Raw genomic sequence first — 26,576 nt, 5'->3', positions numbered from 1 at the left:
ACGTCATGGATGTGTACAAAACTTGAGGTTTAACTTTGACGTTCTGGACAGCGACGGGGAGGAGTCGGGGGCGCGGCTGCGGAGCAGTCTGCCGCGGCGGCCGCCCCGGCGGCCCCGGCGCCGCCCCGCCGGACCGGATCCGGCGGCGCGGACGGCCCGGACCCGGCGGCGGCCTGGGGGACGGCCGGGCGCGACGGCCCGGCGCGGCGGCCGGACCCGGTAGCCCCGGGCACCCGGCAGCCGGATCGGACCCGGCGGGGGGGCGGACCGGACCCGGCGGCGGCCCGGGGCGACGGCCGGGACGGCCTCCCGGCCCCCAAAGCAGGGCCCGGGAGCCCCGACGGGGCTAGCCGGACGACCGGCGCGCTGGGCCGACCTGGTTGCCGGACCTAGTGGCCGGCAACCGGGCCGGGCGGGTGGCTCCGGGATCGCGGGCGCGGTCGCCGAGGACCGGACCCGGTGCGGCGGCGCGGCGCGGTGGCGCGGCGGGGCGGCCGGACCCGGGAGCCCGGGGCACCCGGCGGCCGGATCCGCTGACCGGACCCGGCGCGGTGGCCGGACCCGGGCCACCGGGCACACGGCACCCGGCACCCGGATCGGACCCGGCGGCCGGACCCGGCGGGCGGGCCGGCGGGCGGACCGGGCGGGCGGACCCGGCGGTCTGGCCGGCGGGCAGACCGGGCGGCCGGGCCGCGGCGGCTCGGCCCCGGCGGCTCGGCCCCGGCGGCCCGGCCCCGGCGGCCGGACCCGGCGGGCGGACCGGGCGGGCGGACCGGGCGGCCGGGCCGCGGCGGCCGGACCCCGGCGGCCGGACCCGGCGGTCGGGCCCGGTGATCCGCCGCGGCCCGGGCCAGCCTCGCGCAGGCTCCCGGCCGTGAGCCGGGCCCAGGACGACGGCCACCCCTCGCGGGAGCGAAACGGCGTGCCGGGAACTCCTCGGGCCTCCCAGTAGTCGGATGCTATGCAGACAAAACCGGCGCCCCCGGGGGAAGGCAGGACCACGTGGACCACCGCACCACCACCGGAGGTGCCGCCCCGCCGCCCCCGCCGCCCCGCGCGGCGACGGGCGCGGCGGCACCGCCCCCGCCCCCACCCACCCGCGGCGGGTTCGTGTTCAGCGCCGCCGACGAGGAGCGCCGTCGCGGCGTCCGCCGGATGAAGACCACCGCGACCGGCCTGCTGATCCTAGTCGCGCTCATCTACGTACTGGCCAAGTACGCCCAGCACGCCTGGGGCGCCGGCGGCTGGGCCGGCTACGTCGCGGCCGCGGCCGAGGCCGGCATGGTCGGCGCACTAGCGGACTGGTTCGCCGTCACCGCTCTGTTCCGGCGCCCCCTCGGCCTGCCCATCCCGCACACGGCGATCATCCCGACCAAGAAGGACCAGCTCGGGATCTCCCTCGGGGAGTTCGTCGGCGAGAACTTCCTCTCCTCCGACGTGGTCAAGGCCCGCCTGCACTCCCTCGGCATCGGCGGCCGCCTCGGCGCCTGGCTGGCGGAGCCCGCGCACGCCGACCGGGTCACCGCGGAGCTGGCCACCGCCCTGCGCGGAGCACTGACCGTCCTGCGCGACGCCGACGTCCAGGCCGTCGTGGGCGAGGCCATCACCCGGCGCGCCGAGACGGCCGAGATCGCGCCGGGCATCGGCAAGACCCTGGAACGGGTCGTCGCGGACGGCGGTCACCACCGCGCCGTCGACCTCGTGTGCGCCAAGGCCCACGACTGGCTGGTCACGCACGGCCAGTCGGTGATGGACGCCGTCCAGGGCGGGGCACCCGGCTGGACCCCGCGGTTCGTGGACCGCAAGGTCGGCGACCGCGTGTACAAGGAACTGCTCCGCTTCGTCACGGAGATGCGCGACATGCCCGAGCACCCGGCGCGCGGGGCGGTGGACCGGTTCCTGACGGACTTCGCGGCCGACCTGCAGTCGGACACGGAGACCCAGGCCCGGGTGGAGCGTCTGAAGTCCGAGCTGCTGGAGCGCGGCGAGGTCCAGGACGTGATCGCCTCCGCCTGGACCGCGATCCGGTCGATGATCATCTCGGCGGCGGAGGACGAACACAGCGAGCTTCGGCTCCGGGTCCGTTCCTCGCTGATGTCCCTGGGGGCGCGGCTGGCCACGGACGGCCGGCTGCAGGACAAGGTGGAGGGCTGGATCGAGGGTGCGGTCGTCTACGTCGTCACCAACTACCGGACCGAGATCACCTCCCTGATCACGGACACGGTGGCGGCCTGGGACGCGGAGCACACGTCCCGCAAGATCGAGGCGCACATCGGACGGGACCTGCAGTTCATCCGCATCAACGGCACGGTGGTCGGCGCCCTGGCGGGCCTGCTGATCTACACGGTGTCGCGCGCGTTCGGCGCGTAGGCGCGCCTACGTACCGCCGCGCCTACGCACCGCCGCGCTGCCGCGCCGCCGCGCCGCCGCGCCTACGCTCCCGGGCCTCAGCCGCGGTCGGCGACGGCCCAGGACGCGGCGGCCACGACCCCGGCGGCCCCGAAGACGGCCGGCCACGCGCCGACCTTCTTGGCCAGCGGGTGCGCGCCCGCGAAGCCGGCCAGGTACAGCGCCCCGAGCCCGGCCGCCGCGGGCGCGCCGCCCCGGCGGTGCCACTCGCGTCCGGCGGCGAGCCCGGCGGCGCCGAGGACGACGCCGCCCAGGGGCCGCTTCTTGGTCCACCGGGCCACGGCGTAGCCGCCGACCAGCCCGGCGGCCGCCACCACGGAACTCGGTACCCGCGCCATCTCGAACTCCTATGGATCGTCTGCCATCTGCCGTCAGTCCTACGAGGCTAACGCGGCCGCCCCGCGATCCGACGGGCGCCCAGCACCCACACCACCACGACCACCGCTCCGCCGATCAGGGCGTCCGGCACAGCGTCCCGTACGGCGCGCGGCAGCAGCGCCACGACGCCCAGGACGAGAAGAAAGGCGAGCGCGCACCGGCCGGCCGCCCGAAGCAGTCTGTCCACGGCTGCTCAACGCGGGCGCGGCCCCTGCCGACACGGAGGGCGGTGAGGGGATTTGTCGCACACTCGCCGGATCCGTGCGATGTGCGCCGGGGGGAACCGGAAGGGCATACATTCACTCTCCCCACCCAAAGGGAAAAATCCCACCTCACTCAGGAGCCAGGACATCGTGATCTGCTACGGACAGGCCGTCCTCGACCTCGCGGACGAACTGGTCGACGCCTACGCCGACGTCTTCTCCGGACCGCCCTGGAACGAGGACGAAGAAACCATTCGCCAGTTCGCCGCCCGCCTCCCGGTCGACGCCCGGCGCCCCGGCTTCCGTACGGCCCTCTCCCAGTCCCGTGTCGGCATCGACGGCTTCGCCACGGGCTGGATCACGCCGGCCGCCTTCCCCCGGAACCGCGCGTACGCGCAGGTCCGGGACCAGCTGGGTCCGGAGCGGGTGCGGGAGCTCCTGACCGGCGCGCTGGAGATAGACGAACTCGCCGTACGTCCGTACGCCCGCGGCCGCGGCACCGGCCGGGCCCTGCTCACCGAGATCACCGCCGACGCCCCCGACCGGCGCGCCTGGCTGCTGACCTCCCGCCGGGCCACCGATACCGTGGCCACGTACCGCCGCCTCGGCTGGCACGAGGTCCCGGCCCGCCCGGGCAAGGAGACGGGCGTGATCGTCTTCCTCTCCCCGGACCACCCCGACCACTGAGGGACGTGTCCCCCACATCCCGCCGGGGCATACCGGCCCCATGATCACACCCACGCCCACACCCACACCCACACCCCCCACCCAGCCCGACCCGCTCCCCCTGACCAAGCAGCACGGGACCTCGGCGGTGTCGCCGGGTACCCCGGTACGCCGCGAACCACCCGCCCGCACCCCCCGTGGGACTCCTGCACCCCGTGGGACTCCCGCGCCCCGCGGGACCCCCGCACCCCGCCGCCAGCTCAACCTGGCCACGCGGCACCAACTCACCGCGGCCGGCGTGCCCGACGGCACGATCACCTCCCGGACCCGCCCCGGCGGCCCCTGGCAGCGCTTACTGCCCCGGGTGTACCTCCTCCAGACCGGGCCCCCGGACCAGCGCCAACGCGCCCTCGCCGCCGTCCTGTACGCCGCCGAACCCGCCGCGGACCCCCTGTCCGGCGACACGGCCGCCCTCACCGGCGCCGCAGCGCTCGCCCTCCTCGGCATCCGCGAGGCCCCGTACGGCCCGACCACCCCGGCGGACGTCCTGATCCGCGCCCCGCGCCGACTCACCGGCACCCCGCAGGTCCGCCCGCTCGCCACCTCCCGCTGGCCGCGCACGATCACGGTCGGCGGCATCCCCAGCACCCGCCCGGTCCGCGCTGCGGCCGACTTCGCCGCCCGCGCCGTGGACGCCGAGGCCGACGCCGACCGCATCCGCTCGACCCTCGCCCACGTCGTCCAGGCCGGCTGGTGCCACCCCCAGGACCTGCACGCCGAACTCCGCGCCGCCCGCCTCCTCACCCGCCCCGCGATCCGCGCCGCCGCGGGCGAACTCCTCGCCGGGGTCCGCTCGATCGCCGAGGCCCAGGCCCGCGACGTCCTCACCGCGACGGACCTCCCCACTCCCCTGTGGAACGCCCGCCTCTACACCCCCGACGGCACCTTCCTGGCCACCCCGGACGCCTACTGGCCCGACGAGGGCGTGGCCCTGGAGATCGACTCCGCGGAGTACCACTACACCCGCGACGCCTGGCACGCCACCCTCCGCCGCCGCTTGCGCCTGGAGTCCCACGGCATCCTGGTGGTCAGCGCCACCCCATCGATACTCCGCGACACCCCCACGGAAGTCCTCGCGGCCCTCCGCACCCTCCTCACCCTGACCACCCCCCGCCCCACCCCACCCACAGCCCAAGCCCGCGGCCACCAACAACTGCCGCTTCCGTTCTGAGTGCCGCGCCCTTCCGGTTCACAATGGTCGGGTGGAGAAACTGGTAACGACAGCGACCGTGCGTACTCGAATGAGCCGCCAGAAGAGCCGCGACACCCGTGTCGAGCTGGCGTTGCGCAAGGCGCTGCACGCCAAGGGCGCCCGGTACCGAATTCACAGGAAGCCGGTGAAGGGCGTGAGGCGCGAAGCCGATATCGTGTTCGGTCCCGCGCGAGTGGCGGTATTCGTGGACGGTTGTTTCTGGCACTGCTGTCCTCAGCACGCCACGTGGCCGAAGAACAACGCCGAGTTCTGGCGCGCCAAGATCGAGGGGAATCGGCGTCGGGACATGGACACCGACGCGCGACTGGCCGAGGCGGGATGGCTGGCCGTGCGGGTCTGGGAGCACGAGCGGCCGGACGAGGCGGCAGAACGCGTGCTGGAGATCGTCACGAGTCGCCGCGCGAGCGCAGGCCTCAAGACCCGAGTGCAAGGTCCCCTGTCGAATATTTGACAACTCTCTCCGTGTCAAATAAGCCCTGTTAGTGTGATCGCTACGTACGCCGGGGCGGGCCGAACAGCGGAGGGCAGGCATGGACCACCGAGGTGAGGACTTCGGCCCTTGGCTCGCACGGCAGTTGAGCCGCAAGGAGATGTCGCAGTCCGACCTGGCTGCCCGCCTCGGGTTGACCCGCGCGGCTGTCTCCGCCTGGGTGAACGGGCGAGCGGAGCCGCGAGAGGAGACCAAACGCTCGCTGGCCGAGGTGTTCGGCACCGATCCCGACCTGGTAGAAAGCCGCACGAGCGACATATCGATGAATCGACCATTGCGATGGCATCACCGAACCGCCCATGCCGACGGCGGGCGGGAGTACGGCAACGCCGCTGCCTTTGCTTTCGACGCGGACGTGGCCGTTCTGGCCAGGGAGGCCACTCAGAACGCCCTTGACGAGCGACTCGATGTCAACGCTCCGGTTCGAGTGCACTACACCCTGCACGAATTGACGGGAAAGCACCTTTCCTCGTTCCTGGCTGCACTCCAATGGGACGAGCTGCGCCCGCATTACGACCGGGCTGCCTCTGCGGAGCAGAAGGTGTCGAAGAGTCTGCGGGCCGCGTTGGACGAACTGGAGGCGAAGAACTCGCTGCTGCTGCTGCGGGTTGACGACTTCAACGCCAACGGGCTCACCGGGCCCGAGTACCACGACGGCCGTTTCGCCGCGGTCGTCCGACGTCAGCTCGACAGTCACAAACAGTCCGGAGGTCGTGCGGGCGGCTCCTACGGGCTGGGCAAGGCAACGTTGTGGGCCGCCAGCCGGTTCGGTCTCGTGCTCATCAACTCCACGCTCTCCGAGCCGCACGAGGGGAGGACCGAACGCCGCGTCATCGGACGGCTCGACCTGCCGTGGCGACAGGTCGGAGGCGAGGCCTTCGCCGGCCCGGCCTGGTTCGGCGAGCCGGATACGGACCCGGACCACAAGGACGTGTCGCGGTCGTGGTGGGCTGACGAGGAGACGGCGCGGAGCCTGCACCTCGAGCGGCACACCGCCGAGCCCGGCACATCCTTCCTGGTGGTCGGAGCCCACGACGCCTCCGGTGACGCAGAGGAGCTGCGTGACCTCCACGACAAAGTGGTGCGATCACTTGCCGACGGCTTTTGGGCGGCGATGATCGGGGGTGCCGCGGCGGGCCCCCTGCTGGAGGCACGCGTGTCCACGTTTCGTGACGGGGGAGTCGTCGTGCCCGAGGAGCGAGTCGATCCCTACATCCGCCACCCTGCCCTGAGTCGCGCCCTCCAAGCCCACCTCGACGGTCGGACGGTCGACAGCCTGACGTCGGAGGAGCAGGTGGCGCGTGCCGAGGTGCCCCTGATCGTGACGCCGTTGAAAGGCAAGGGAAGGGCGCGGGACAAGGGCCGGGAGCATCTGGCCGTCCTACTGCTCACCCCGGCGGCCGACTCCGACGAGCGACACAGCCGGGTCGTTTGCATGCGCGGCAACCGCATGACCATTACCGAGCATCGGCCGCGCGAACTGCCCCTGGGGACGATGCCGTTCCAGGCAGTGTTGTTGGCCGGCTATGCAACGGACCGTGACGGCGACGACGTGGCCCTGGCAGAGGAATTCCTGCGCGCCTCTGAGCCACCCGAGCACGACCGTTGGGATCGGACGGAGGAACTGACGTCGCTCTACGAGCGTGGCGCCGTCAGCCGCCTGAAGGAGTTTCGCAGCGATGTCGACAAGGCCGTGCGCGCTCTGGTGGGCAGGCGTGAGACGAAGCGCACGGGCGGCCCTGCGGCGCTCCGCGAGCTGCTCACCTGGGAAGCGCACACCGGCCCGACACGGCGGACTCAGGGATTTCCCCTTGTCCGTGGCGTGACGGCACACGTGGAGGAATCCGGGGCCTGGAGTGTGACCGTGGAGGTCAAGCTCCCCCTTGCCGAGGACCCGTGGCGCATCACGCCGGTCGCGAAGTTCGATGTGCGCTCGGGAGGTCGACCGGTGGTCGAGTGGGCGACTCTCGCAGCCGGAGAAGACTGCCGGGTGGAAGAGGGCGACCTCGTCGTCGAGCCCGGTGTGCGCAGGGCCGTGTTCCACGGAGTCACGGACCCTGCCACCCACCCGGTGCGCAGTGGATTCGCCCGACTCGTGGTGGAGGTCCAGAAGGCTCGCGGAGGTACGGCGTGACGGCGGTTTTCCCCTATCCGACGCTCTTCGGAGACGTGGAGCTCAGAGTCGTGTCCGTGGTGGTGGACAATCGAGAGCTCCCCTATGCGATGGTCTCTGCCGCGGATCGGGCTGTTGCTCTGCATCAGGCGGGGCGTGGCGCGTGGGAGCGGGCCCGGCTTCGGCTCTCCGTGACCTTCCCGGAGGCGGAGCTCCGATCGGGCCCTTGGTCCGACGTGGTGTTCCTCGCCGTCCTTTCGGAGAAGGCGACCAACGCCCGCACGACGACGGTCCTGTCCCGGGCGTCCGACGGGACGATGCAGGGAACCATCGAGCTGGACAGCGTGGCGTACCTACGCAGGGCCACGCTGGGCGTGTTGGTGGTCGCGACGGTCGAAGGAGTCGCAGGCCGGCTGGTGGGCTCCGCCTCGCAGGACTGGTACGTCGATCTGAAGGCCTCGACGCCTGCCAGGCAGCAAGAGATCGAGATCGTCGAGGTGGACTTCAAGGAGGGTGAGCACGAGTGGCTTCGGCCCTACAAGGAGTCTGCCTGGATCGTCGAGACCACGGGGGACGTCCCGGCCGTGTACCTCAACACCGGAGCCGTCGAGGGCCTGATCGAAGCGCTCCGTGGATCCGGTGGCAGCCAGGCGGAGCGGATGCTGCGAGATCTTGCGGCCACCCAGATTGCCCAGGATGCCTGGACCGCGATGTTCCATACCGCCATCAGCGATCTGGACACGGACGAGGACGGAACTCCGATACTGCCGAAGGGATGGCGGGAGTCAGTGCTGCGGTCCATGCTGCCGGACGTATTGCCGGGTCGCCAACCGGCCGACGCTCTCTATGAGATCGCCGAACGGCGCGCCAAGGGCTACGGATGGGCCGAGATCCAGACGGGGGTGCAGTTCGCAGCCGGGAGGCGAAGCCGTGCGACGAGGAACCTGACCAACGCCGTGCGCTCAGTTCAGAACCTCGAAGGGGCCGGTGGTACCCGGTGAAAAGAGTCGACGGCCGGGACCTTCCGCCGTTGTTGGGCTTGTTGACCGACGCCTCGGTGGCCAAGTATCTGGGTCGGGCGGTGCAGGCAGGCCAGGAGCGCCCGCCTCAGGTCGCGCTCCGGAGGGCGGCCGAAACGCTGGGCGATGCGCACCGGTGGCGGACCGAACCGGTGCGTGTCCTGGTCGACGAGGCGATGCGACGTTTCGAGGACCGTCGCACGGCTGCCGACGGCTGGTTCGCGCCACGGCTGCATGCCACCCTGCGCATGACGCGGGCCGAGGCTGCGGACAGCCGATTGTGGAACTTCATCGCCATGGTCGTCGCCCCCGACTACGTTGCCTGGCGGCATCGAGGGTCCGACACGGACGGCGGTCCGGGCTCAGCGACGGCTGCCCGCTTCTGTGGGCCGCATTACACGCAGGCCTTCTCGCGACTCTGGTGGGCTGCGGAGTTGTTCCGTAACGGGCCCGACTACCGGCCCGTCGAGATCGCCTGCCGTGTGCAGGACGTATTGCAGACCACGATGCGCTTGGACGTCATCGACCATCGGCCGACCGCACACGCGATCCTGAAGGTCCTCGAACGGCAACTTGCCGCGGGAGTGTCCCGACCCGGGGACCAGATCAACGCCCTCTCCTCCGCCGTGAACACTGCCGGCAGCACCCTGGTGTACGACGTGCTGGCCCCGGACCGGCCGGCCGACACCGATGCGCTCCAGGACTGGATCGACGAGGCGGAGGACTCGGCGGCGACGCCCTGGGATCGGCTGCCGGAAGGCCCTGGTGACGGTGAGGTGAGCCGCACCTCGGTCGATGCACTGGTACCGATGTTCGAGCAGTTGCTGGCCGAGGCGCCGCTGCGCGACCGCTCGATGCGGGGGAAGGGCATTCCCACGCCCCGGGTGTCGGCCGGAGTGAGCCTGGCAAAATCGTCGGACCGCCTCTGACGGGGCGGCCCGACGGTTTGGGTCAGCTGTGCCGTGCCAGGAAGGTGTGGATGGCCGCCGCCAGCGTCCTGCCGAGCCCGACCGGCACGGCATTGCCGATCTGGCGGGCAATCTCGATCTTGGTTCCGTACCACTTGAAGGTCTCGGGAAAGCCCTGGATGAGCGCGGCCTCGTAGTGGGTGATCGGTCGGTGCTCCGTCGGGTGCAGGTAACGCCCCTTTTCCGGCTTGTAGAACTCCGTTCGGATCGTCACCGAGGGAGCATTCTTCCGCATGCGGCCCATGACGTCGCCGGATCCGGAATTGTGGTTGTCCCAGCTCTCGGTGGAGAGGTAGAACTCCTGCCCCTTCAGTCGGCTGTAGTCCTTCTCGGTGGAGAGGCGAATACGGCCGGCCCGGTCGATGCGGTAGCTGACACCGCGGAGGTTCTTCCGGTTTCCGTTCTCGGGAATCGCCATGTATCGCGCGCGGGAAAGGTCCTCCGGGTTGCGGCCGAAATGGAGATCCGTCGTGAGGTAGTGCCCGGGGACGGTGCCGACGGAATGCGCCTCATCGCGCGGATCGGGCATACGCTCCAGTATCGGGCGCTTCGCGGATACGTCGAAGACCTTCGAAACCGGTACCCAGCGCGGCAGGGGATGAGCGCCGGGAACGGAACCGAAGAGGGCGTCCTGCGCCTCGTCGGTCTCGTATCCGTTCTTGTGGTGCGTCGGCGCAGGGTGCTGCAGTGGCTGGTCGAAGTCCTTGTGCGTGCAGATGACGATGACGCGACGTCGCGCCTGAGGGACCCCGTAGTCGGCCGCGTTCATCACGGCAGGTACCACCGTGTAGTCGTGAAGCGGGTGCCCGGGGGTCACGGAGGCCGAAAGCAACTCCTTGTACTGCGGGGACTTCAGGAAGCGATCGACGTTCTCGATGACGAACACCTTGGGGTGGACCTTGGCCACCACACGCACGTACTCCTGCCAGAGCTCGTTGCGAGGATCGGTCGGATCCTCCTTGCCGAGCCCGGAGAAGCCCTGGCAGGGGGGCCCACCCATGATCACATCGACCTGGCCCTTGAAGGGGGTGGGATCGAACCTCGCGATGTCGCCGGCGAAGACGTGAGCGCTGCCGAAATTGGCCGCGTAGGTCGCCGCCGCGGCGCGGTCGAACTCGACGGCGGCCACGGACGTGAACGGACTCACGGACCCCGTGGGGGTGTACCGACTGAATCCCGAGGAAAAGCCCCCAGCCCCGGCGAACAGATCCATGACGCGGAGCTGCCCAGGTTGAGACGGCTGGGGCTGCTTTCTGCTCATGAGGGTCAAGTGTAGTCACCGTGCCAGAGGCCCGTTACGTCTCTCTCCAGGTCCGTCAGGACCGCAGTGCGGCGGCGATGGCAGTGCCCAGGACGCGTCCGACCGGAGGCGGCGAGGCATGGCCCACCTGCCGGTACATCGCGGTCTTGCGGCCCTCGATGCGCCACGACGGAGGGAACCCCTGCAGCAAGGCGGCCTGGGCCACGGTCAGAGGCATCATGCCCGCCCGGCCGAGCGCCGGATCCCACTGGAAATGCGCGTCCGGGACGGCATCCGCCACTGTCGCTCCATCGACCCCGATGCGCGCCCATGCGCGCTTGGACCCCGTAGGTCCCAGGTCCGCTCCACCACGCTCCCAGGAACCGCCGACGAGGGTGGGGGCGGGCTGGTCGGCCTGTGCCGCCCACCTGCGCGCCTCGGTCCAGCCGTCGGCGGACATCGACTCCAGCAGTGCCTCGCCGACCGTCCTGTGGCGGTCGGTCGTCGGAGTCGGCTCGACGAAGGCGTCGAGCCCGTTGCCCTTGAACGCGACAAGGATTCCCTGACGACGTGTTTGCGGGACACCGAAATCCGCTGCGTTCAAAACGAACCAAGTATGCCGATAGCCCAGGTGTGACAGCTCCTCGGCGACGTACGCACGGATCGCCTCGTAGGCCGGCTTCGTCACCAGGTCGGGCACGTTCTCGACGAGCAGTGCTCGGGGCTGCACGCCGTGGAGCAGCAGCATCGTGGCACGGAGCAGTTCGAGTTCGGCCTCGCTGTCCCGACGTGCGACGGTGGCTGTCGCCTTCACCCGCGGCAGGCCCGCAGACAGGAGATCCACGTCATAGGATCCCGTGTGCTCGGACGGGTCGAAATCGAGCAGGCTTGCTTCGAGGACATTCCAGGAAGGACGGTTGGCGCGCAGGGTGCGGCACGCGACGTCGCGATTGTCCAGGAGGAGGACCGGGTCGAAGCCGGATTCCTCGAGTCCCAGTGCCAGTCCACCGGCGCCCGAGCAGATGTCCAGGGAACGAAACCGTCCCGTCGTGCCTGTGTTCATGCCGCCCCCGAAGTCCCGATGCGGGCGGCAGTGAGACGGTCGCTCGCCTCGCCGCTGCCGTACCAGGAGATCAACTCTTGTCGATCTCAGTGACGTCGATGATCGCACTGGGCTTGGAGGAGATCGTCGTGAATTGGACGACCTGTCCGTTGGCGCTGTGGGCCGATGCCGGCGCCACGAAGGCGAACGCCATGACGATCTTGTCCGAATCCATGCGCCGATCCGCGCCGATGGTGCCTTGATGAATCGTCTCGACGACCGGGTACAGGACGACCGCGCCACGGCGTTCGGCCACCAGGGATTCCGTGGCATCGTCCCCGGAGGTACCCAGCGCTCCCGCGATCCGGTGGGCCACCCCGCGGTGCTTCTTGTCGCTGATCGCTCCGAAGAGGGGTCCCCGGTCCGCGCGGCGGTCACGTGAGAACCACGAGTACGACCGACCTGCCGTGCCGAGGGCGAGGGTCTTGGCTTCCGCGCCCGAGGCGTGCTGTGGAGCCAGTACCACCCAGTCGTCCACCTTGCCGGCCTCGGTGATCTCCGAGAGGTACCGAAGGTGTGGAGGAAACTGCTCGGAAACCTCCCATCGCAGCTTGCGGAGGGTCTCGAGGACCGTGCTCGCGGAAAAAACTCCACTCAGGGCCCGGAAGCGGTGGACGATGCCCTTGTCCGGAAAGTGATACCCGTACGTGGTCGCCTGCCCTGCGAGGGACTCGAGGTACGGAAGCCACAACTCCGTATTGTGCCGGAGATTTTCCCCCTTCTGCGGATAGGCGGTGGGTTCCTCCCAGCGTCCGGCGGACCGCACAAGTTCCAGCCTGGCGTTGTACATCTTGTTCGGGCTGGCCGGCTTCAGCCACGGAAGATGCTGGGAAACCAGCGGAGGGATTTGGGCGGGCGTGATCTGCGGCCGTCCGTCCACCATCACGGAATACCGCTGCAGCTCCGAACGGAACGCCTCCTCGTCAAGACAGATCGCCTGGAAGGCGTCGTACAGATCCACCTCCGTCCGCCCCATGGTCTCTCTGCGGCCGAGGTAGAGACGCACCAAGTCGCGGTATCCCTTGCGGAATCCGAACCACCTTCCCATCTGCATGAGCGTGGAGGCGTTTCCGGCCCGTCGGCGGAAGAACGAAACGGTCAGCCCCTCGACCGTGAAGCCGCGTGCCAGTTTCTGTCCCCCGATGAGGATCTTCCAGATGGGCCGCTTGTCGAAGTCGGCCTCGCCCGTCTCCAGGTCCTTGTCACCGTTCACTACGATGATCGGTTCGCCATCACCGCCGATCCGCACACTCGCCGGACCGACGTAGCGCATCAACTCCTCATAGGAAGCAGGCACCGCTTGCCCGTCGGCACGGACCTTCGAGACGGGAGCCACATCGGTCTCGAAGAGCTTGCGCAGCCGCTCGTGCCCGCGGGGGCCGGTGTACCCGGCGTTGTGCCACAGATTCAGCACCCGGTCGTGCAGGTCGCGGTGGACGCCGGTGCGCACCGACTCGTGGACGAGCATCGTGTGGTGCTCGAAGTATCCGTCACCGAGTCCGCCCGCGTCCTCCCGGTACAGCTTCATCGCGGCCGTCAGCACGAACATGTCCATGGCCTGCTGCAGGCAGGTGTCATCCTCCGCGTCGTCGAGGATGTCTCGGACGTGCGCCATTTCGTTGGAGTTGGCGAAGGTGCGCTCGTGCTCCTCCACCTCGCTGTCCAGGTCATGGAAGTCGCGCGCCCCCATGTAGCCCTCGGGACGGGGTAGGGAGATGAGGAAGTCCTTGGGGAAGATGTCCTCGGTGTCGCTCGGGTCCACGAAGACGTTCGCGAACGGTGTCGCCGTGTAGCCCACGTACTGCGCACGCGGCAGCATGTTCAGCAGCTTCGAGATCTGCTCGTTGATCGCACTGCGCTGGACGTCGGGCTTCGCGGTGTTGACCGAGGCCTCGTCCGACTCGTCGTCGATGATCAGGACGGGGATCTCCGCCAGCGGGGTCTTGATCTTTCCCAGGTCCTTGACGAGCTTGGCCAGCACCGTCTTGTTCTTCTTGACCACCATCAGGCGTGCCGCGGAACGGTGCAGGTTCTCCCGGTCGTACAGGGGAAGGGCCGGTTCCCGCTTTTCGAACTCCAAGGCGGTGATCCCCTGCAGCAGGCTCTTGTAGTCGTCGTCCCGCGTCGTCATGCGCACGATGTCGAACGCCCCGAGTGCCGACGGAAGGCTGCCGAAGGTCACGAACTTCCCGGCCCTCCACGCGGGGTCGTCTGCGTAGTCCGACTCCAGCTCTCCGGCTCCTCGGAGGATGTTCTCCTTGCCGACGAGTTCCATGTCGAGGCGTCGCTGGGTCTGGGCTCGCAACATGTTGAGTGTTCCGCCGAGAACGATCACCAGTCGATAGCCCGCGTCCACGGCCTTGGCCATGACGCCGGTGAAGTTGGCGGTCTTCCCGGACTGTACGTAGCCCACGACGAGTCCCTTGGACTGGTAGACCTCCGAGTCGGTCGGATCGGCCAGCCGTTCGACGACCTGATCGGTCGCCACGTCCAACGCGGCCACGGCATCGGCCGGCCACCCCTTCGCGGCCAGAAGTCCGCGGTATGCGGGCCAGTAGTGAGGCCGGCTGAGTTGGGACTGCGGCGTGTACCAGGGCTTGTGTTCCGGGCTGATCACCACGGAGACCGCCGCCTTCGATACGGGAATCAACCCGTCGAGCAACGTGCGCGTGGCCTCCTCCAGCTTCAGCAGGCGATGGATCTCGGCCCTGCGCTCGTCCGTACGGGGCGGGGTATCTGTCCAGGCCGGCTGGTCGGCGTAGTCCCACCGCGTGAGCTGTCTGCGCCAGAGCTCCACCAGTTGATGTGTGGAGCGGGATCCCTTCAGCGCTGCCTGGAAGTCGGCCTCGTCGGCGAATGCCGCGGCTTCCGGGGCCATGTCCTCGGCCTGGTACTCCAGGGCGCGGGCCAGGTTCTTCGGCTTGCTGCCGTCGAGGTCGGACAGTACGGCACTGTGCAGCTGGAGCCGGAGGTTTTCGTTGCTGGTCAATGGGAGTCCTCGTCGGTCACGGAAGGCGGAAGTCGGTGAGGTCGACCGGCGAGCCGGGTGCCGAGCTCAGATGGGATACGTCCATGCGGTAGTCGATCGATGAAACGTGCTCTCGGACGGCGGCGGGGATCATCGACTCGGTCAACCGCGGCAGCTGCTCGGCAGGGAGGAGCAAAGGCGCCGTGCGCAGAGTCCAGCGTTCGTCGTCCGGATCGTTCTCGCTCCAACCGCCGGACGCGAGGGCATTTTCCAGGCGCACGGACGCGATGCGATGCGCCGCGCGGGCGTCGCGGATCACCGCGGCCACCGACTCCCCCAGGGAGCGGCCGCCCAGGCCGCCACGCGTCAGTTGGAGGGAAGCGAACCACAAGGGTCGCCCCGAGCTCTCCGTCAGCTGGTGTATCCCGTGAACGGTGTGTCGACGCCTGTCGGAGGCGGTGGTCTTCACCTCGAGATCGGAGTCGGGCAGCCCGAAATCGTGCTGTTCGGCCTGGGGCCCGGTCCACGCTTCGACCGCCTGCGCCCACCCATGGGAACGTGCCACGGCACGCAACACCGCGAGTTCGCCGTGGAGCCCTATGCGCCGCTCCACCCCGAGGCCGCGGGGCTGGTCGAGCAGCCGCCCCCAGGCTTGGATCGTCTCCTCGAAGGCCTGCCCGAGATCGCGCTCGCCGGTGATGATGCGGTTCGCGACGGCGATGAGCAGATCGTGGAAGTCGCGCATCAATGCCACGTGGGTGGTGTGGATGCGGGCCATTCGAGCCTCGCCGCGCCGCACCTGGTCGATGGTCACCGCCGGCAGTGGTGAGCGCGGTGGCTGCTGATGGCGATCGAGTTCCACCTGCAGAGAGATCTCCTGCCCGCCGTCCCCGATCTCGTACCAGACCGCACGCTGCGCGGTCGGTGCGGAGAGCCGGTAGCTTGCTGCCTGCCGTTCGCCGAGATAGTGCTCGACGGTCGACCAGGGGAGCTCCGGGTATCCGCCGATGTCAGTCATCGTCGCCCATGCGTTCCAGTTCGGTGCGTGCGGCGGCCACGAGGATGGACTGCCACAACTGAAGGTTGTCCTTTTCCCGACTACCGCTGTATTCCTTCTCGAATACCTGGTGGAGCAGCAGGTACATCAGAGACTTCAGCGTAGGGGCGTCATTGAGGCCACCGCGCCGTCCGCCGAGAATCGCCGACCGGTAGTGCTGATTCAGGACGATGGTTCTGTTCTCCCTGTCGACATCGAAGAACAGGCTGTTGTCCAATGCCTGCCACCGGATGGCTATGGGTTCTTCGCCCGGCAGCAGCGGCAGTTCGTCCTCGATTGCCTCCCGCACGACGGGATCGAAGCCCTTGCCCGGTCCGACGACGGACCTTCGAGTGGTGCCGGCCCGCTTGCGCGCCTCCCGGTAGACCGACTCGGCGTCCGCGACATAGTCGACGAAGCGCCGCCCCTCGGCGTCCCGCGCCTCTTCCAAGGCGGAGATGAACTCGGGCGACACCTCCACGCCTTCCTTCTTCACGGTCAGCCGGAAGACATCGTTGCCGTTCGGCGGAAGGTCGATGGCGACACGCGAGAGGGAGAGATGCTGATCCGGCTGGCGAAAATTGTTCCACCCGCCTGCCTGCACGAGACGATTGTGTCGATAGAAATAGAATCCCTGACGTTCCAGGACGGAGCCGACCGCCTTGTATCCATCCAGGGTCGACTTCGCAGGCCAGACGTGGGCGTCAAGGGATACGGAAGGGACGGAAGGGAGATCCACGGTGAAGCGCCGCGGGTAGTCGACATGGCCCGGGATCGGATATCCGAACGGGTCGAGGGGCTCGACTCCGAAGTTCATGTATTCGGTTCCGGTGTTCACGTCCTCGACCGCGATCGTGATGTTGAAGTCGTCCCTGGCGAGGAACCTGTGCAGGTACAGCCCGAGCTGCAGGCCGAGTCGGTTGATGGTGCGGTGCAGGTAGCGGTCGGTTTGCCCGCCTCCGCCGTTGCGGGGGAAGTTCTTCACGCCGTCCCAGCGGATGACGGTGCCCTGCCAGGTGATCGGCCGCTGGGCGTACCGGTCGATCAGTGTCTGCGCATAGTCGGCGGCCACGATGTCGCACTGGTACCCGTTCACCGCCCGCTCCATGAGCCAACGGCGGCCCACGGCCCTGGTCCTTCGCGTCTTGCTCACGACCGTCACCGCGGAGGCATGGCTCAGCGATGCGGACTTCAATCCGGTGCCGAACATCCCGAGGGCTTCGGAGGCGTAGTCGCGCCGGCCCCCGACGGTCATGGCGACGTCGAGTTCCTCCTCGCTCATCCCCTTCCCGTCGTCGATGACGAGGAGGCTTACGAGTCGGTCCTCGTCCCGCAGGAAGTGGATCACCACGTCCCGTGCCCCGGCGTCGATGGAATTGTCGACAAGATCGGCGATTGCCACCTCGAACCCGTATCCCTGGCTGCTGAGCGCCTCCATGTACCGGGCGTCAGGAGGGAGGTGCTTGCTGCCCGTGGTGGGAACTTCGAACTGCCAGTCGTCGGTCATTACCTGCCTCGGGGATCGTCGAATCGAGGACGAGCCTAATCCGCGCGTGTCCCTTGCGGCAGGTCTGGGTGAATACGACCGGGGATCGGTGACCGGGGCACTCAGGGACGCGTGCCGTGGCACTCCGCGTAGGGCTTGCCCGAGGTGCACCAGCAGGGGTTGGTGGGGGTGGGGGGCCAGGGGGTGGCTTTGCCGCGGGCGGCCAGGGTGGTGGCGTATTCGGCCAGGAGGGAGGGGGAGGCCGGGGAGGTGCGTTCCGAGGCGGCGAAGGCCTCGTACGAGGGGACGCTCGCCGTGACGATGCCGAGGTTCGTGGTGCCCGAGGCGGCGAGGGCGCGCAGCGAGGTTTCGATGTCGCGCAGGTGGGCCTCGTGCGAGGGGTACTCCGCGGCGAGGGTGGGGTACGAGGTGAGGAGTTCGGCGAGCTCGCGGGCCGGCCAGTGGAGGATCGCCACCGGGAAGGGCCGGGAGAGGGCGGCGCGGCGGTCGCCCAGTTCGGCGCGGAGGCGGGCGATCTCGGCGCGCAGTTCGGCCGGGTCGTCGGAGCCGAGGGCCCAGATGCGCTTGGGGTCGTGGAGTTCGTCGAGCGGGATCGGGCCGATGTGGCGGGTGTCGGCGACCATGTCCCAGTCGTCGTGCGGAAGCCCGAGCAGGCGGCGGACCCGGTGGCGGCCCGTCAGGAGGGCGGTGGTGGCCGGGGTGAGTGGGTAGTCCTCCGCGATCAGGAGGGTCGCCGCCTCGGTGAAGCAGTCGTGCGAGGCCTCCAACTCGTCGTGGGCCTCCAGGGTTTCCGCGATGACCTCCCAGGGCGCCGGGTCCTTCGGGGAGACGGTGCGGATGCCCGAGATCAGGGCGCGGGCCTCCGGTTCGTGGCCGTACTCCCAGAGGTTCGCCGCCTGCAGGGCCTTGATCAGGTGAGGGTTGGCCGGGGAGGCGGAGAGGAGCTGGTCGTACAGCGCGCTGGCGCGGTCCCGGGCGTCTGCCAGCTCGAGATGGGCAGCGGCCTGGAGGAGCAGCGGCTCCTGGTCCTCGGGATAGCGGGTCGCCGTGCGGATGAGGCGCTCGGCTTCGGCGATGTGCTCGGCAGGCGTGTCAGGGCGCATGGATCACACCGTACTGCTGCTGGTCAGTTGACGGGGGAGGACTTAGGGTGCGGCCCGTGCGGGATCACATACCTGTGGTGGTTCAGGGGAGCGGCCGGCGGGCGCGCCGGGCCGGTCTCGCGGGGGTGCTGTGGGCGGCCGCCGAGCTGACCGTCACCGTGGGGGTGGTGGTCCTGTTGCTGGTGGTGCACCAGGTGTGGTGGACCAACCGGCAGGCCGCTGCCGCCGCGCAGGAGCAGGTCGAGGCCCTGGAGAGTGACTGGGCCCGGGCGCCGGACAGCCCTGGGGAGGAGACCGCCGCCGGCGATCCGGCCGGTTCCGCGTCATCCGCGTCATCCGCGTCTTCGGCGTCTTCCGGCGGTACGGAATCCCGGTCGTCGCCGTCCGCCAAGGCCTCCGCCCCCGCCGCTCGACCGGCGGCCCGCGACCAGGCGTACGCCGTCCTGCGGATCCCCCGCCTCGGCATCACCGTCCCCGTCGCGCAGGGGATCGACAAGCGGGCCGTGCTCGACAAGGGGTACGCCGGGCAGTACCCGGGGACCGCCGGGCCCGGGGAGCGGGGGAACTTCGCGCTGGCCGGGCACCGCAACACGCACGGGGAGCCGTTCCGGTACGTCAACCGGCTGCGGGCGGGGGACGAGCTGATCGTCGAGGTGCGCGGGCGGCGGTTCACGTACGTGGTCGGGAAGGTGCTCGGTGAGACGACCGAGCGGGACGTGGGGGTCATCGCGCCCGTGCCGCGGAGCCTGGTGAAGCCGGAGTACGGGTACGGCGAGCTCGGGGCGTACATCACGCTCACCACCTGCACGCCCGAGTTCACGTCCAAGTACCGGCTCGTGGTGTGGGGGACGCTCAAGGCATGAGCCCGCCGTGTTGTCAGTGGGCCCGGTTAGTATCGATATCGATCGCAAGGAGCGGGTCTCGTACGGAGGTTCGCGCGGGGGAGGGGAAGGGGGAGGTCGGCATGGCTCGGTGCTTCCGTCTGTTCGCCCCCCGGTCCTCGTGGGTCGCGGCTCTGCTGCTGCTCGGGGCAGTCCTCGCGCTGTTCGCCGGGGAGGGCGGGCTGGGCGCGGTCGTCGTCGCACTGGCCGCCACCGTCGCCGTGGGCTCCGAGGCCCTGGCCGCCGCCGCGCGGCTGGCGCGGCCCGTGCCACCGCACCGCATACGCACCGCGATCCGTGATCGAGAGCAGCGCACGGCGTTCCTGCCGCAGCGCGATCCCGATGCCTCGGGCCGCTCGCGGCCCAGGGCGCCCGGCCGTCCGGTCCCGACGGCCGCGTAGGGGCGCGCAGGACCGCACCACCGCACCATCGCACCACCTCTCGCCTTCTGCTGACTGATCACTGTCGTCGCCCCTCGCGGGTCGTCACGCCGAAATGCATCTCCCTGCATCTCTTTCGACGTCGACGAGACCCTTCGGAGGGCCCGCGTGTCCGTTTTCGTTCATCTTGTTGCCGAGCTGGGCCGGCTTCTCGAGCCGGTACTGGCCGAGTCCGCGACCGCTGCCGCGATCGTGCTGTTCACCGTGCTCGTGCGGCTCGCCCTGCACCCGCTGAGCCGTGCCGCCTTCCGCGGGGCGACCCCGGCGGCGGGGTGCCTGCCGGTGCTGCTGCAGCTGCCGGTGTTCTTCCTGATGTACCAGGCCTTCTCCTCGGGGGACGAACTGTTGGCGCACCGGCTGTTCGCCGCGCCCCTGGGGGCCCGGTGGACCGAGGCGCTGGGGGAGGGCGGCCTGTTCGGGGAGCAGGGGCTGGTGTTCCTCGGGCTGTTCGCGGCGATCGGGGTCGTGGCCGCGTGGAGCGCGGTGCGGGGACGCCGGGCTGCCACCGCGGCCGCGCTCGCCCCGGCTGGCCCGGCTGGCCGCGCTGCCCGGGCTGCGGCGGCCGCTCCGGTCGGCGTGAGCGCCGAGCAGCAGGAGGTCATGCGCAAGCTGGGCGGCGTCCTGCCCCTGCTGTCCTTCGGGACGCTGATCACCGCTGCCGTGGTGCCGCTGGCGGCCGGGCTGTACCTGCTGACCACCACCGCCTGGTCGGTGGCGGAGCGCGCCTGGCTGCAGTCCCGCGCAGCCCGGGCGGGTGAAGGCGGCCGGTAAGGCGCCGGTAAGGCGGCTGGTAAGGCGGGCGGCGGGCGGTGGGCGGTGGGCGGCCGGCGGCCGCGAAGGCCGGTGGGCCGGCCGCGGAGGTCGCGCGGGCAGCCGCGGAGGTCGGCGTTCCAGTCCGTGAACAGGGTCTTGCGGATTGATCGGACTTCTTGGAGGATCGACCAATCCTCCGATGGCCGCAACCCATCGGCCGGCGCCTGGGCCCGCCCCTGCGCCGACCACCCACGACCACGGGAGAATGCCCATGAAGCTGCTGCGTGTCGGACCCGTCGGGTCGGAGCGCCCCGCGCTGCTCGACCAGGACGGCACCCTGCGTGACCTGTCCGGCCTGATCACGGATGTGGACGGCACTCTCCTCGCGGAGGACTCCGTACTGTCCCGGGTGAGGGACGCGGCGGACGCGGGCGAGCTCCCCGTCCTGGACGCCGAAGGGCTACGGATCGGCGCGCCCGTCGGCCGCATAGGCAAGATCGTGGGCATCGGGCTGAACTACTTCGGGCACGCGGCCGAGATCGGTGCGGAGCCGCCGGCCGAGCCGATCCTGTTCCTGAAGGCCGCGGACACCGTGGTCGGCCCGGACGACACCGTGCTGATCCCGCGCGGCAGCGTGAAGACCGACTGGGAGGCCGAGCTCGGCGTCGTCATCGGCAGCACCGCCCGCTACCTGGCCTCCGCCGAGGAGGGCCTCGCGCATGTCGGCGGGTACCTGCTGGTCAACGACGTGTCGGAGCGCGAGTTCCAGATCGAGCGCGGCGGCACCTGGGACAAGGGCAAGAACTGCGAGACCTTCACCCCGCTCGGCCCGTGGCTGGTCACCGCCGACGAGATCCCCGACCCGCAGGTCCTGGACGTCAAGCTGTGGGTCAACGGCGAGCTCAAGCAGGACGGCAACACCGCGGACCAGATCTTCCCGGTCGGCGAGGTCGTCCGGTACCTGAGCCAGTTCATGACCCTGTACCCGGGCGACGTCATCGTCACCGGTACGCCGGCCGGCGTGGCCATGGGCCAGCCGGAACCGAAGCCGTACCTGCGGGCCGGTGACGTCGTGGAGCTGGAGATCGCCGGCCTCGGCCGTCAGCGCCAGGAGTTCAAGGGCGCCTGAAGACGCGAGGGAAGGGGCGGGGCTGCAGCGGCAGCTCCGCCCCTTCCGTGTCTCGGCGCGCGGTGTGGGGGTGTGGGGGTGTGGGGGTGGGGGGTCGGCTCAGCCCTCGGCCGGCGTACGGCGACGGCGGTTGGTGACCACCAGAGCGGCGCCCGCGGCGAGCGCGGCGGCGCTGCCGCCCGCGAACCAGAGGTTCTCGGAACCGGCGCCCGTGTTCGCGAGCGGGGCGGACCCGCCCGCCGCGGTCACGTTCCCGTTGCCGTTTCCGCCGGAGCCCTGGGTCGTGCCGGTGCCGGTGGACCCGTTCCCGTCCTTCCCGTCCCCGTCCTTCCCGTCCTTGTTCTTGTCCTTGTCCTTCTTGTCCTGCTCCGCCTTGGCGGCGTCCTCGGCGGCCTTGTCCTTGGCGCGCGCCTCGTGCTGGCCGGTCGCCAGGAACGCGGCACGGTCCTCGGGCGTTCCCTTGAGGGCGGCGATGGCGGCCGCCTTCAGCTCCGGACCGGCGTTGTTCAGCATCGCCCAGATCAGGACGCTGTTGTCCTCGTCGCGCAGCTTGTGCTGCCCGGTCTTGACGAACTCGCGCAGCTCCGCGTTGGTCGGGTGCCCGTTGAGGAGGGCGGAGATGGCCGCCTTCAGGCCCGGGCCGGCGCTCTCGTAGATGCGCGAGAGCTCGACGCGGTCGTCGCTCGCGCGGATGGTGTGCTGGTCGACCTCGACGAACTTGCGCACCTCCTGCGGGGTTCCGCTGCGCAGCAGCCTCTCGACGGCCTCGCGGATGCCCCGGCCCGCGCCGTCCAGCATGCGGAACAGCTCGACCTGGTCGTCCTCGTACCGGGCCTGGTGCTGCCCGACGGCGAGAAACTCCTTCAGCGCGGCGTGGGTTCCGGCCCGCATGGCCTTCTCCGCCTCCCGCTTGACGGCGACGCCCCCGACGCTGTGGATCTGGGTGACGCGTACCCGGTCGTCGGAGTACTGCTCCTGCTGCCAGACGACCTCCAGGAAGTGCCGCATGTCCGCGGCCGTCCCCTTGAGCGCCTTCTCGGCCGCCTCGCGCACGCCCGGCCCGCTCGCCGGGTCGGCCAGGATCGCCTGGATCGCGGCCCGGTCCTTCGCGGCCTGCGGGTCCTCGGCGGGCTTCTCCGCCGGCTCGCCCGCAGGCTTCTCGGCCGCCCCCGCCGCCTTGTCCGCAGGGCTCCCCGTGACCGGCCGGCCCTCGGAGTCCTGGTCCGCTGCGGTCGCGGCCGACGGCGTGGACGGGATGGACGCCGACGGGGCGTCAGCGGCGAAGGCCGGCGAAGAGAGCAGGACGGCCGGGGCCATCGCGGCGGCAGCGACGACCGACGCGATCCGGGGCAGCTTCACAGAGGGTTCCGTTCTTCACGCACGTGATGATCACGTTGATGGCAATCCGTGCAGGATAGATCGTTTCTCCGCCCCGGATCCGCCGATTTCACGAGCATTCGCTCACAGCTCGACGACCACTCCGTCCCGGGACGAGGTACGGGCCGCCTCCAGGACCTCGAGGCAGTGCGCGGCCTCGTAGGCCGTGACCGGCGCGGGCCCGCCCTCGCGCAGGGCCGCCGCCACCGCCGCGTAGTACGCCGGATAGTCGCCCGGAGCCGTCGGTACGGGGGTCCCGGCGCCGGTCAGCGGGGACTCCCCCGAACCCAGCCGGCCCCACAGGTGCTCGGGCTCCTCGCCCCACGCCGCGTCCGTGCCCGGGCGCAGCCCCTCGCGCAGCGCGCCCTCCTGCGGGTCGAGGCCGTACTTCACGTAGCCGGCCCGCGAGCCCAGGACGCGGAAGCGCGGGCCGAGCTGGGCGGTGGTGGCGCTGACGTAGAGGTGGGAGCGGATTCCGTTCGCATGCGTGAGGGCGATGAAGGTGTCGTCGTCGGTCTCGGCGCCCGGGCGGCGCACGTCGGCCTCCGCGTAGACCCGTACCACCGGGCCGAAGAGCACCAGCGCCTGGTCGACGACGTGACTGCCGAGGTCGTACAGCAGGCCGCCGATCTCCTCCGGGGCACCCGACTCGCGCCAGCCGCCCTTGAGCTGGGGGCGCCAGCGCTCGAAGCGGGACTCGAAGCGCTGGACCTCGCCGAGTTCACCCGTCGCGAGGAGGCGGCGGACGGTGAGGAAGTCGTTGTCCCAGCGGCGGTTCTGGAAGACGGACAGGAACGTTCCGGTCCGCTCGGCGAGGGCGGCGAGTTCGCGGGCCTCGGCAGCGGTGGCGGCGAGCGGCTTGTCCACGACCACGGGGATCCCCGCGGTCAGGGCGGCGGTGGCGAGCGGGACGTGGGTCCTGTTGGGCGAGGCGATCACGACGAGGTCGAGGGTTTCGGCGCCGCCCGCGCGCTCCCACAGCTCGTCGGGGGAGGCGGCGATCCGGACGTCGGGGAACTCGGCGAGGACCTGCGCCTGGCGGCCCGGGTCGGAGGTGACGACCGTGTCGAGGACGAGCCCGTCGGTGGCCGCCACGAGGGGGGCGTGGAAGACGGAACCGGCGAGTCCGTAGCCGACCAGGCCGACGCGCAGGGGGGCGGAGGGGGGAGTGGCGGGGGCGGTGGCGTTCATGACTGCCACTTTGGCAACAGCGTTGCCAAAGTGCAAGGAGGGTGGAGAATGGGGCGGGTGAACAGGGGAAACGGCAAGGACGGCGGGAACGGGTACCCGTACGGGCGGGGCGGGGCGAACCTGCCGTCGGTGCGTGGGCACAACGAGGCGCTCCTGCTGGACCTGCTGCGCGGAGCCGGGCCGACGGGCCTGGGCCGCGCCGAACTCGCCGCCCGCACCGGGCTCACCCCGCAGGCCGTCAGCAAGATCACGGCACGGCTGGCCGGGGAAGGGCTGGTCGCGGAGGCCGGCCGCGCGGTGTCCACCGGCGGAAAGCCGCGCACCTTGCTCCGGCTGGTGCCGCAGGCGCGGTACGCGGCGGGGGTGCACCTGGACCGCGATGAGCTGCGGGCGGTACGGGTGGACCTGGCGGGCACGGTCGTCGCCGAGAGCCGCTGCCCGCTGGACTTCGGGGCGGGTCCGGAACCGGTGGTGGAGGAGGTCGTACGGGCGCTCGCGCGGGTCGGCGACCCGGGCGGGCAGCCGTTGCTGGGTGTGGGCGTGGCCGCGCCGGGGCCGCTGGACCACCGGGCCGGGGTGATGGGGCGGGTGACGGGTTTCCCGCGGTGGGAGGGGTTCGCGCTACGGGAGGTGCTGGCGCGGCGGCTGGGACTGCCGGTGCTGCTGGACAAGGACACGAACGCCGGCGCGGCGGCGGTTGCCCCCGGGGCCCGCGGGACCTCGGTGTACGTGCACGTGGGGACCGGGCTCGGGGCCGGGCTGCGGCTGGACGGGGAGGTGTACCGGGGCGGGCGTTCGGGGGCGGGGGAGTTCGGACATCAGGTGCTGCGGCTGGACGGGCCGCCGTGCCGGTGCGGGGGGCGCGGATGCGCGGAGGTGCTGTGCCTGGAGGCCGTGGCGCGGGGGGATCTCGCCGAGGCTGCCCGGATCGTGGGGGAGGGGGCGGCGAACCTGGTGGCGCTGCTGGACGTGGAGCGGGTGGTGTTGGGCGGGCGCGTGGTGGCGGGGGCGCCGGAGGTCTTCCTGGACGGGGTCCGGCGGGTGATCGCGGTGCGGGGAGCCGGCGGCGGGCCGGTGGGGGTGGCGCTGGCCGGGGCCGGGGTTGCGGAGGGGGCGGCGGAGTTGGTGCTGGGGCCCTTGTTCGGGCGGGCCTCGGGCTGAACAGAGCTGGGGCTCCGCCCCGGACCCCGCGCCTCGAACGCCGGCGGGGCTGGATTTGCCCGGCGGGGCTGGATGGACCCGGCGGGGCTGGAGTGGCCTGCCGGGGGCCGGGGGCCGGGGGCCAGGGGACCGGAGGGTTCTTGACCGGGTGGGCCGGATGGGCGTAAATCGGAGGGGCTTGGGCGTGGTGGGGGCCACGGCGTGCGGAGGGCGTGGAAAGGTGCGCGCTGGGCGGGGTGATTGTCACCTCGTCCTACGATCGTTCCGTTCCGTTCCATTCCGTCCTGTCCCGTCCGGTGAGCAGCGAAGGGTCCTTCATGCGACTGCGCAAAGCCCTTGCCCTCGGCGCCGCCACCGCCGCCCTGGTCGCCACCACCGCACCCACCTCCGCAGCGGACATCGGTACCGGCGGCGGCGGGGCCCGGCCCGCGCCCGCCCTGCCGTCCCGCGCGCAGGCCACCTGCGGGGACGGGAAGAGCAGCGCCTTCCCGATCGGGGCCCGGATCCGCGGCGGACCGGCCGTGTACCGGACCGGCGGTGCCCCGCAGACCTGGTACCTGGACCTGACGAACACCACCAACTCCCTCTGCACGGCCATCCACCCCGTCGTCGTCCTCACCGACAAGGCCCGCGCCCTGCGCCCCGCCCACCTGCGGATGGAGTTCGACACCCCGAACGGCACCCTCCCCGTCAGCCTGGAGCGGAGCGACCGCGACGAGATCATCGCCGTCTTCGACGGCGGTTCCGGCTTCCCCGGCTTCACCGTCGCCGCCGGCGGGTCGCTGACCGTCCGGGTCGGCCTCGCCTTCGCGTCGGACGCTCCCACCGGTGAGGTCCTCGCGGACGCCGCCCTCGTGCAGCGCAAGGGCGACGACGGCGACTGGGTGGGGGAGGCCGGGGGCTACCGGTTCTCCGTCGAGGGTCCGCAGGGCCCGCACGAGGCGGGTTCCCTCGCGCACACCGGGTCCCGGGAGCAGGCGTACGGGGCCGGGGCGGGCGCCGCCCTCGCCCTCGCCGTCGGCGGCGGCCTCGTGATCGGTGCCCGGCGGCTGCGCGCCCCCGCCCGCCGGTCCGCCCGCTGACCCGGGTCGCGAGGATTCCGCCCGCTGACCCGGGTCGCGAGGATTCCGCCCGCCGATCTCCGTTCACCCGCCCCGCATAGAACCTGA

Annotated in this window: 23 protein-coding genes; 13 read left to right on the top strand and 10 right to left on the bottom strand. The window is 70.9% G+C overall.

What is annotated here, in order from left to right:
- Positions 1-1,110 precede the first annotated feature (1,110 nt).
- Positions 1,111-2,370: a DUF445 domain-containing protein gene (locus AB0D44_RS10615; RefSeq protein WP_362587514.1), complete on the top strand. Its 1,260-nt coding sequence runs from the start codon at positions 1,111-1,113 to the stop codon at positions 2,368-2,370.
- Positions 2,371-2,447: 77 nt separating this feature from the next.
- On the opposite strand, the gene AB0D44_RS10610 is transcribed toward AB0D44_RS10615, so the two are convergent.
- Together AB0D44_RS10610 and AB0D44_RS10605 are read right to left on the bottom strand one after the other, a co-directional pair.
- Positions 2,448-2,747 (bottom strand): hypothetical protein, encoded by a 300-nt coding sequence (locus AB0D44_RS10610; protein WP_362392311.1) that lies wholly within the window; start codon positions 2,745-2,747, stop codon positions 2,448-2,450.
- A gap of 47 nt (positions 2,748-2,794) precedes the next feature.
- On the bottom strand, positions 2,795-2,974 hold the full coding sequence (locus AB0D44_RS10605; protein WP_362587493.1) for a hypothetical protein: 180 nt from the start codon (positions 2,972-2,974) through the stop codon (positions 2,795-2,797).
- 166 nt (positions 2,975-3,140) lie between these two features.
- Between AB0D44_RS10605 and AB0D44_RS10600 the strand changes: the two genes are divergently transcribed.
- The 6 genes from AB0D44_RS10600 to AB0D44_RS10575 all read left to right on the top strand — a co-directional run bounded on the left by AB0D44_RS10600 (position 3,141) and on the right by AB0D44_RS10575 (position 9,480).
- A complete protein-coding gene (locus AB0D44_RS10600) occupies positions 3,141-3,677 on the top strand; it encodes a GNAT family N-acetyltransferase (protein WP_362587491.1) in 537 nt (178 codons plus the stop codon).
- 40 nt (positions 3,678-3,717) lie between these two features.
- On the top strand, positions 3,718-4,887 hold the full coding sequence (locus tag AB0D44_RS10595; protein WP_362587488.1) for a hypothetical protein: 1,170 nt from the start codon (positions 3,718-3,720) through the stop codon (positions 4,885-4,887).
- A 31-nt stretch (positions 4,888-4,918) separates the two neighbouring features.
- Entirely contained in the window at positions 4,919-5,380 is a 462-nt protein-coding gene (locus AB0D44_RS10590) for a very short patch repair endonuclease (protein WP_362587485.1), read from the top strand.
- Positions 5,381-5,459: 79 nt separating this feature from the next.
- A complete protein-coding gene (locus AB0D44_RS10585) occupies positions 5,460-7,553 on the top strand; it encodes a helix-turn-helix transcriptional regulator (RefSeq protein ID WP_362587483.1) in 2,094 nt (697 codons plus the stop codon).
- Complete coding sequence (locus AB0D44_RS10580) at positions 7,550-8,533, top strand: hypothetical protein (RefSeq protein WP_362587481.1); 984 nt, start codon at positions 7,550-7,552, stop codon at positions 8,531-8,533. Before AB0D44_RS10585 ends, AB0D44_RS10580 begins: the two co-directional genes overlap by 4 nt.
- Positions 8,530-9,480 (top strand): DUF6339 family protein, encoded by a 951-nt coding sequence (locus tag AB0D44_RS10575; RefSeq protein WP_362587479.1) that lies wholly within the window; start codon positions 8,530-8,532, stop codon positions 9,478-9,480. Before AB0D44_RS10580 ends, AB0D44_RS10575 begins: the two co-directional genes overlap by 4 nt.
- A 22-nt stretch (positions 9,481-9,502) precedes the next feature.
- On the opposite strand, the gene AB0D44_RS10570 is transcribed toward AB0D44_RS10575, so the two are convergent.
- The 6 genes from AB0D44_RS10570 to AB0D44_RS10545 all read right to left on the bottom strand — a co-directional run bounded on the left by AB0D44_RS10570 (position 9,503) and on the right by AB0D44_RS10545 (position 18,475).
- Positions 9,503-10,732: a DNA cytosine methyltransferase gene (locus AB0D44_RS10570; protein WP_362587511.1), complete on the bottom strand. Its 1,230-nt coding sequence runs from the start codon at positions 10,730-10,732 to the stop codon at positions 9,503-9,505.
- 103 nt (positions 10,733-10,835) lie between these two features.
- Complete coding sequence (locus AB0D44_RS10565; RefSeq protein WP_362587476.1) at positions 10,836-11,822, bottom strand: DNA cytosine methyltransferase; 987 nt, start codon at positions 11,820-11,822, stop codon at positions 10,836-10,838.
- A gap of 70 nt (positions 11,823-11,892) precedes the next feature.
- Positions 11,893-14,739: a Z1 domain-containing protein gene (locus AB0D44_RS10560; RefSeq protein WP_362587474.1), complete on the bottom strand. Its 2,847-nt coding sequence runs from the start codon at positions 14,737-14,739 to the stop codon at positions 11,893-11,895.
- Positions 14,740-14,866: 127 nt separating this feature from the next.
- Complete coding sequence (locus tag AB0D44_RS10555) at positions 14,867-15,847, bottom strand: PD-(D/E)XK motif protein (protein WP_362587471.1); 981 nt, start codon at positions 15,845-15,847, stop codon at positions 14,867-14,869.
- On the bottom strand, positions 15,840-17,372 hold the full coding sequence (locus AB0D44_RS10550; RefSeq protein ID WP_362587468.1) for an ATP-binding protein: 1,533 nt from the start codon (positions 17,370-17,372) through the stop codon (positions 15,840-15,842). The genes AB0D44_RS10555 and AB0D44_RS10550 overlap by 8 nt, the downstream gene beginning before the upstream one ends.
- Before the next feature lie 101 nt (positions 17,373-17,473).
- Entirely contained in the window at positions 17,474-18,475 is a 1,002-nt protein-coding gene (locus AB0D44_RS10545; protein WP_362587465.1) for an SEC-C domain-containing protein, read from the bottom strand.
- A gap of 74 nt (positions 18,476-18,549) precedes the next feature.
- Here AB0D44_RS10545 and AB0D44_RS10540 point away from each other — a divergent pair, with 74 nt between their 5' ends.
- From AB0D44_RS10540 to AB0D44_RS10525, 4 genes are all read left to right on the top strand, one after another.
- Positions 18,550-19,338 (top strand): class E sortase, encoded by a 789-nt coding sequence (locus AB0D44_RS10540; RefSeq protein WP_362587508.1) that lies wholly within the window; start codon positions 18,550-18,552, stop codon positions 19,336-19,338.
- 101 nt (positions 19,339-19,439) lie between these two features.
- Positions 19,440-19,757 (top strand): DUF6412 domain-containing protein, encoded by a 318-nt coding sequence (locus AB0D44_RS10535; RefSeq protein WP_362587462.1) that lies wholly within the window; start codon positions 19,440-19,442, stop codon positions 19,755-19,757.
- A gap of 147 nt (positions 19,758-19,904) precedes the next feature.
- The gene (locus AB0D44_RS10530) at positions 19,905-20,567 is read left to right on the top strand and encodes a YidC/Oxa1 family membrane protein insertase (protein ID WP_362587460.1); all 663 of its coding nucleotides are present in this window, start codon (positions 19,905-19,907) and stop codon (positions 20,565-20,567) included.
- Between the two features lie 253 nt (positions 20,568-20,820).
- The gene (locus tag AB0D44_RS10525; protein WP_362587458.1) at positions 20,821-21,678 is read left to right on the top strand and encodes a fumarylacetoacetate hydrolase family protein; all 858 of its coding nucleotides are present in this window, start codon (positions 20,821-20,823) and stop codon (positions 21,676-21,678) included.
- A gap of 99 nt (positions 21,679-21,777) precedes the next feature.
- Here the strand turns inward: AB0D44_RS10525 and AB0D44_RS10520 are convergent, their stop codons facing one another.
- Together AB0D44_RS10520 and AB0D44_RS10515 are read right to left on the bottom strand one after the other, a co-directional pair.
- Positions 21,778-23,037 carry an ALF repeat-containing protein gene (locus AB0D44_RS10520; protein ID WP_362587456.1) on the bottom strand — a complete coding sequence of 420 codons (1,260 nt, stop codon included), beginning with the start codon at positions 23,035-23,037 and terminating at the stop codon, positions 21,778-21,780.
- Between the two features lie 102 nt (positions 23,038-23,139).
- Positions 23,140-24,246: a Gfo/Idh/MocA family oxidoreductase gene (locus tag AB0D44_RS10515; protein WP_362587454.1), complete on the bottom strand. Its 1,107-nt coding sequence runs from the start codon at positions 24,244-24,246 to the stop codon at positions 23,140-23,142.
- 48 nt (positions 24,247-24,294) lie between these two features.
- On the opposite strand from AB0D44_RS10515, the gene AB0D44_RS10510 reads away from it, so the two are divergent.
- On the top strand, positions 24,295-25,407 hold the full coding sequence (locus AB0D44_RS10510; protein ID WP_362587451.1) for an ROK family transcriptional regulator: 1,113 nt from the start codon (positions 24,295-24,297) through the stop codon (positions 25,405-25,407).
- A 317-nt stretch (positions 25,408-25,724) separates the two neighbouring features.
- The gene (locus tag AB0D44_RS10505; protein WP_362587448.1) at positions 25,725-26,489 is read left to right on the top strand and encodes a hypothetical protein; all 765 of its coding nucleotides are present in this window, start codon (positions 25,725-25,727) and stop codon (positions 26,487-26,489) included.
- Positions 26,490-26,576: the final 87 nt, after the last annotated feature.

Origin of the sequence: Streptomyces sp. NPDC048349 (assembly GCF_040651925.1) — a bacterium.
Taxonomy (GTDB): domain Bacteria; phylum Actinomycetota; class Actinomycetes; order Streptomycetales; family Streptomycetaceae; genus Streptomyces.
The sequence above is the reverse complement of the archived record's forward strand: the minus strand, read 5'-3'. Positions and strand labels throughout refer to the sequence as shown.

Excerpts from the sequence above, each read along its gene's own strand:
- AB0D44_RS10610 (WP_362392311.1), bottom strand. The coding sequence starts at position 2,747 with ATGGCGCGGGTACCGAGTTCCGTGGTGGCGGCCGCCGGGCTGGTCGGC.
- AB0D44_RS10595 (WP_362587488.1), top strand. The coding sequence starts at position 3,718 with ATGATCACACCCACGCCCACACCCACACCCACACCCCCCACCCAGCCC.
- AB0D44_RS10585 (WP_362587483.1), top strand. The coding sequence starts at position 5,460 with ATGGACCACCGAGGTGAGGACTTCGGCCCTTGGCTCGCACGGCAGTTG.
- AB0D44_RS10570 (WP_362587511.1), bottom strand. The coding sequence starts at position 10,732 with ATGGATCTGTTCGCCGGGGCTGGGGGCTTTTCCTCGGGATTCAGTCGG.
- AB0D44_RS10565 (WP_362587476.1), bottom strand. The coding sequence starts at position 11,822 with ATGAACACAGGCACGACGGGACGGTTTCGTTCCCTGGACATCTGCTCG.
- AB0D44_RS10560 (WP_362587474.1), bottom strand. The coding sequence starts at position 14,739 with ATGGCCCCGGAAGCCGCGGCATTCGCCGACGAGGCCGACTTCCAGGCA.
- AB0D44_RS10555 (WP_362587471.1), bottom strand. The coding sequence starts at position 15,847 with ATGACTGACATCGGCGGATACCCGGAGCTCCCCTGGTCGACCGTCGAG.
- AB0D44_RS10550 (WP_362587468.1), bottom strand. The coding sequence starts at position 17,372 with ATGACCGACGACTGGCAGTTCGAAGTTCCCACCACGGGCAGCAAGCAC.
- AB0D44_RS10545 (WP_362587465.1), bottom strand. The coding sequence starts at position 18,475 with ATGCGCCCTGACACGCCTGCCGAGCACATCGCCGAAGCCGAGCGCCTC.
- AB0D44_RS10535 (WP_362587462.1), top strand. The coding sequence starts at position 19,440 with ATGGCTCGGTGCTTCCGTCTGTTCGCCCCCCGGTCCTCGTGGGTCGCG.
- AB0D44_RS10525 (WP_362587458.1), top strand. The coding sequence starts at position 20,821 with ATGAAGCTGCTGCGTGTCGGACCCGTCGGGTCGGAGCGCCCCGCGCTG.
- AB0D44_RS10515 (WP_362587454.1), bottom strand. The coding sequence starts at position 24,246 with ATGAACGCCACCGCCCCCGCCACTCCCCCCTCCGCCCCCCTGCGCGTC.
- AB0D44_RS10510 (WP_362587451.1), top strand. The coding sequence starts at position 24,295 with ATGGGGCGGGTGAACAGGGGAAACGGCAAGGACGGCGGGAACGGGTAC.
- AB0D44_RS10505 (WP_362587448.1), top strand. The coding sequence starts at position 25,725 with ATGCGACTGCGCAAAGCCCTTGCCCTCGGCGCCGCCACCGCCGCCCTG.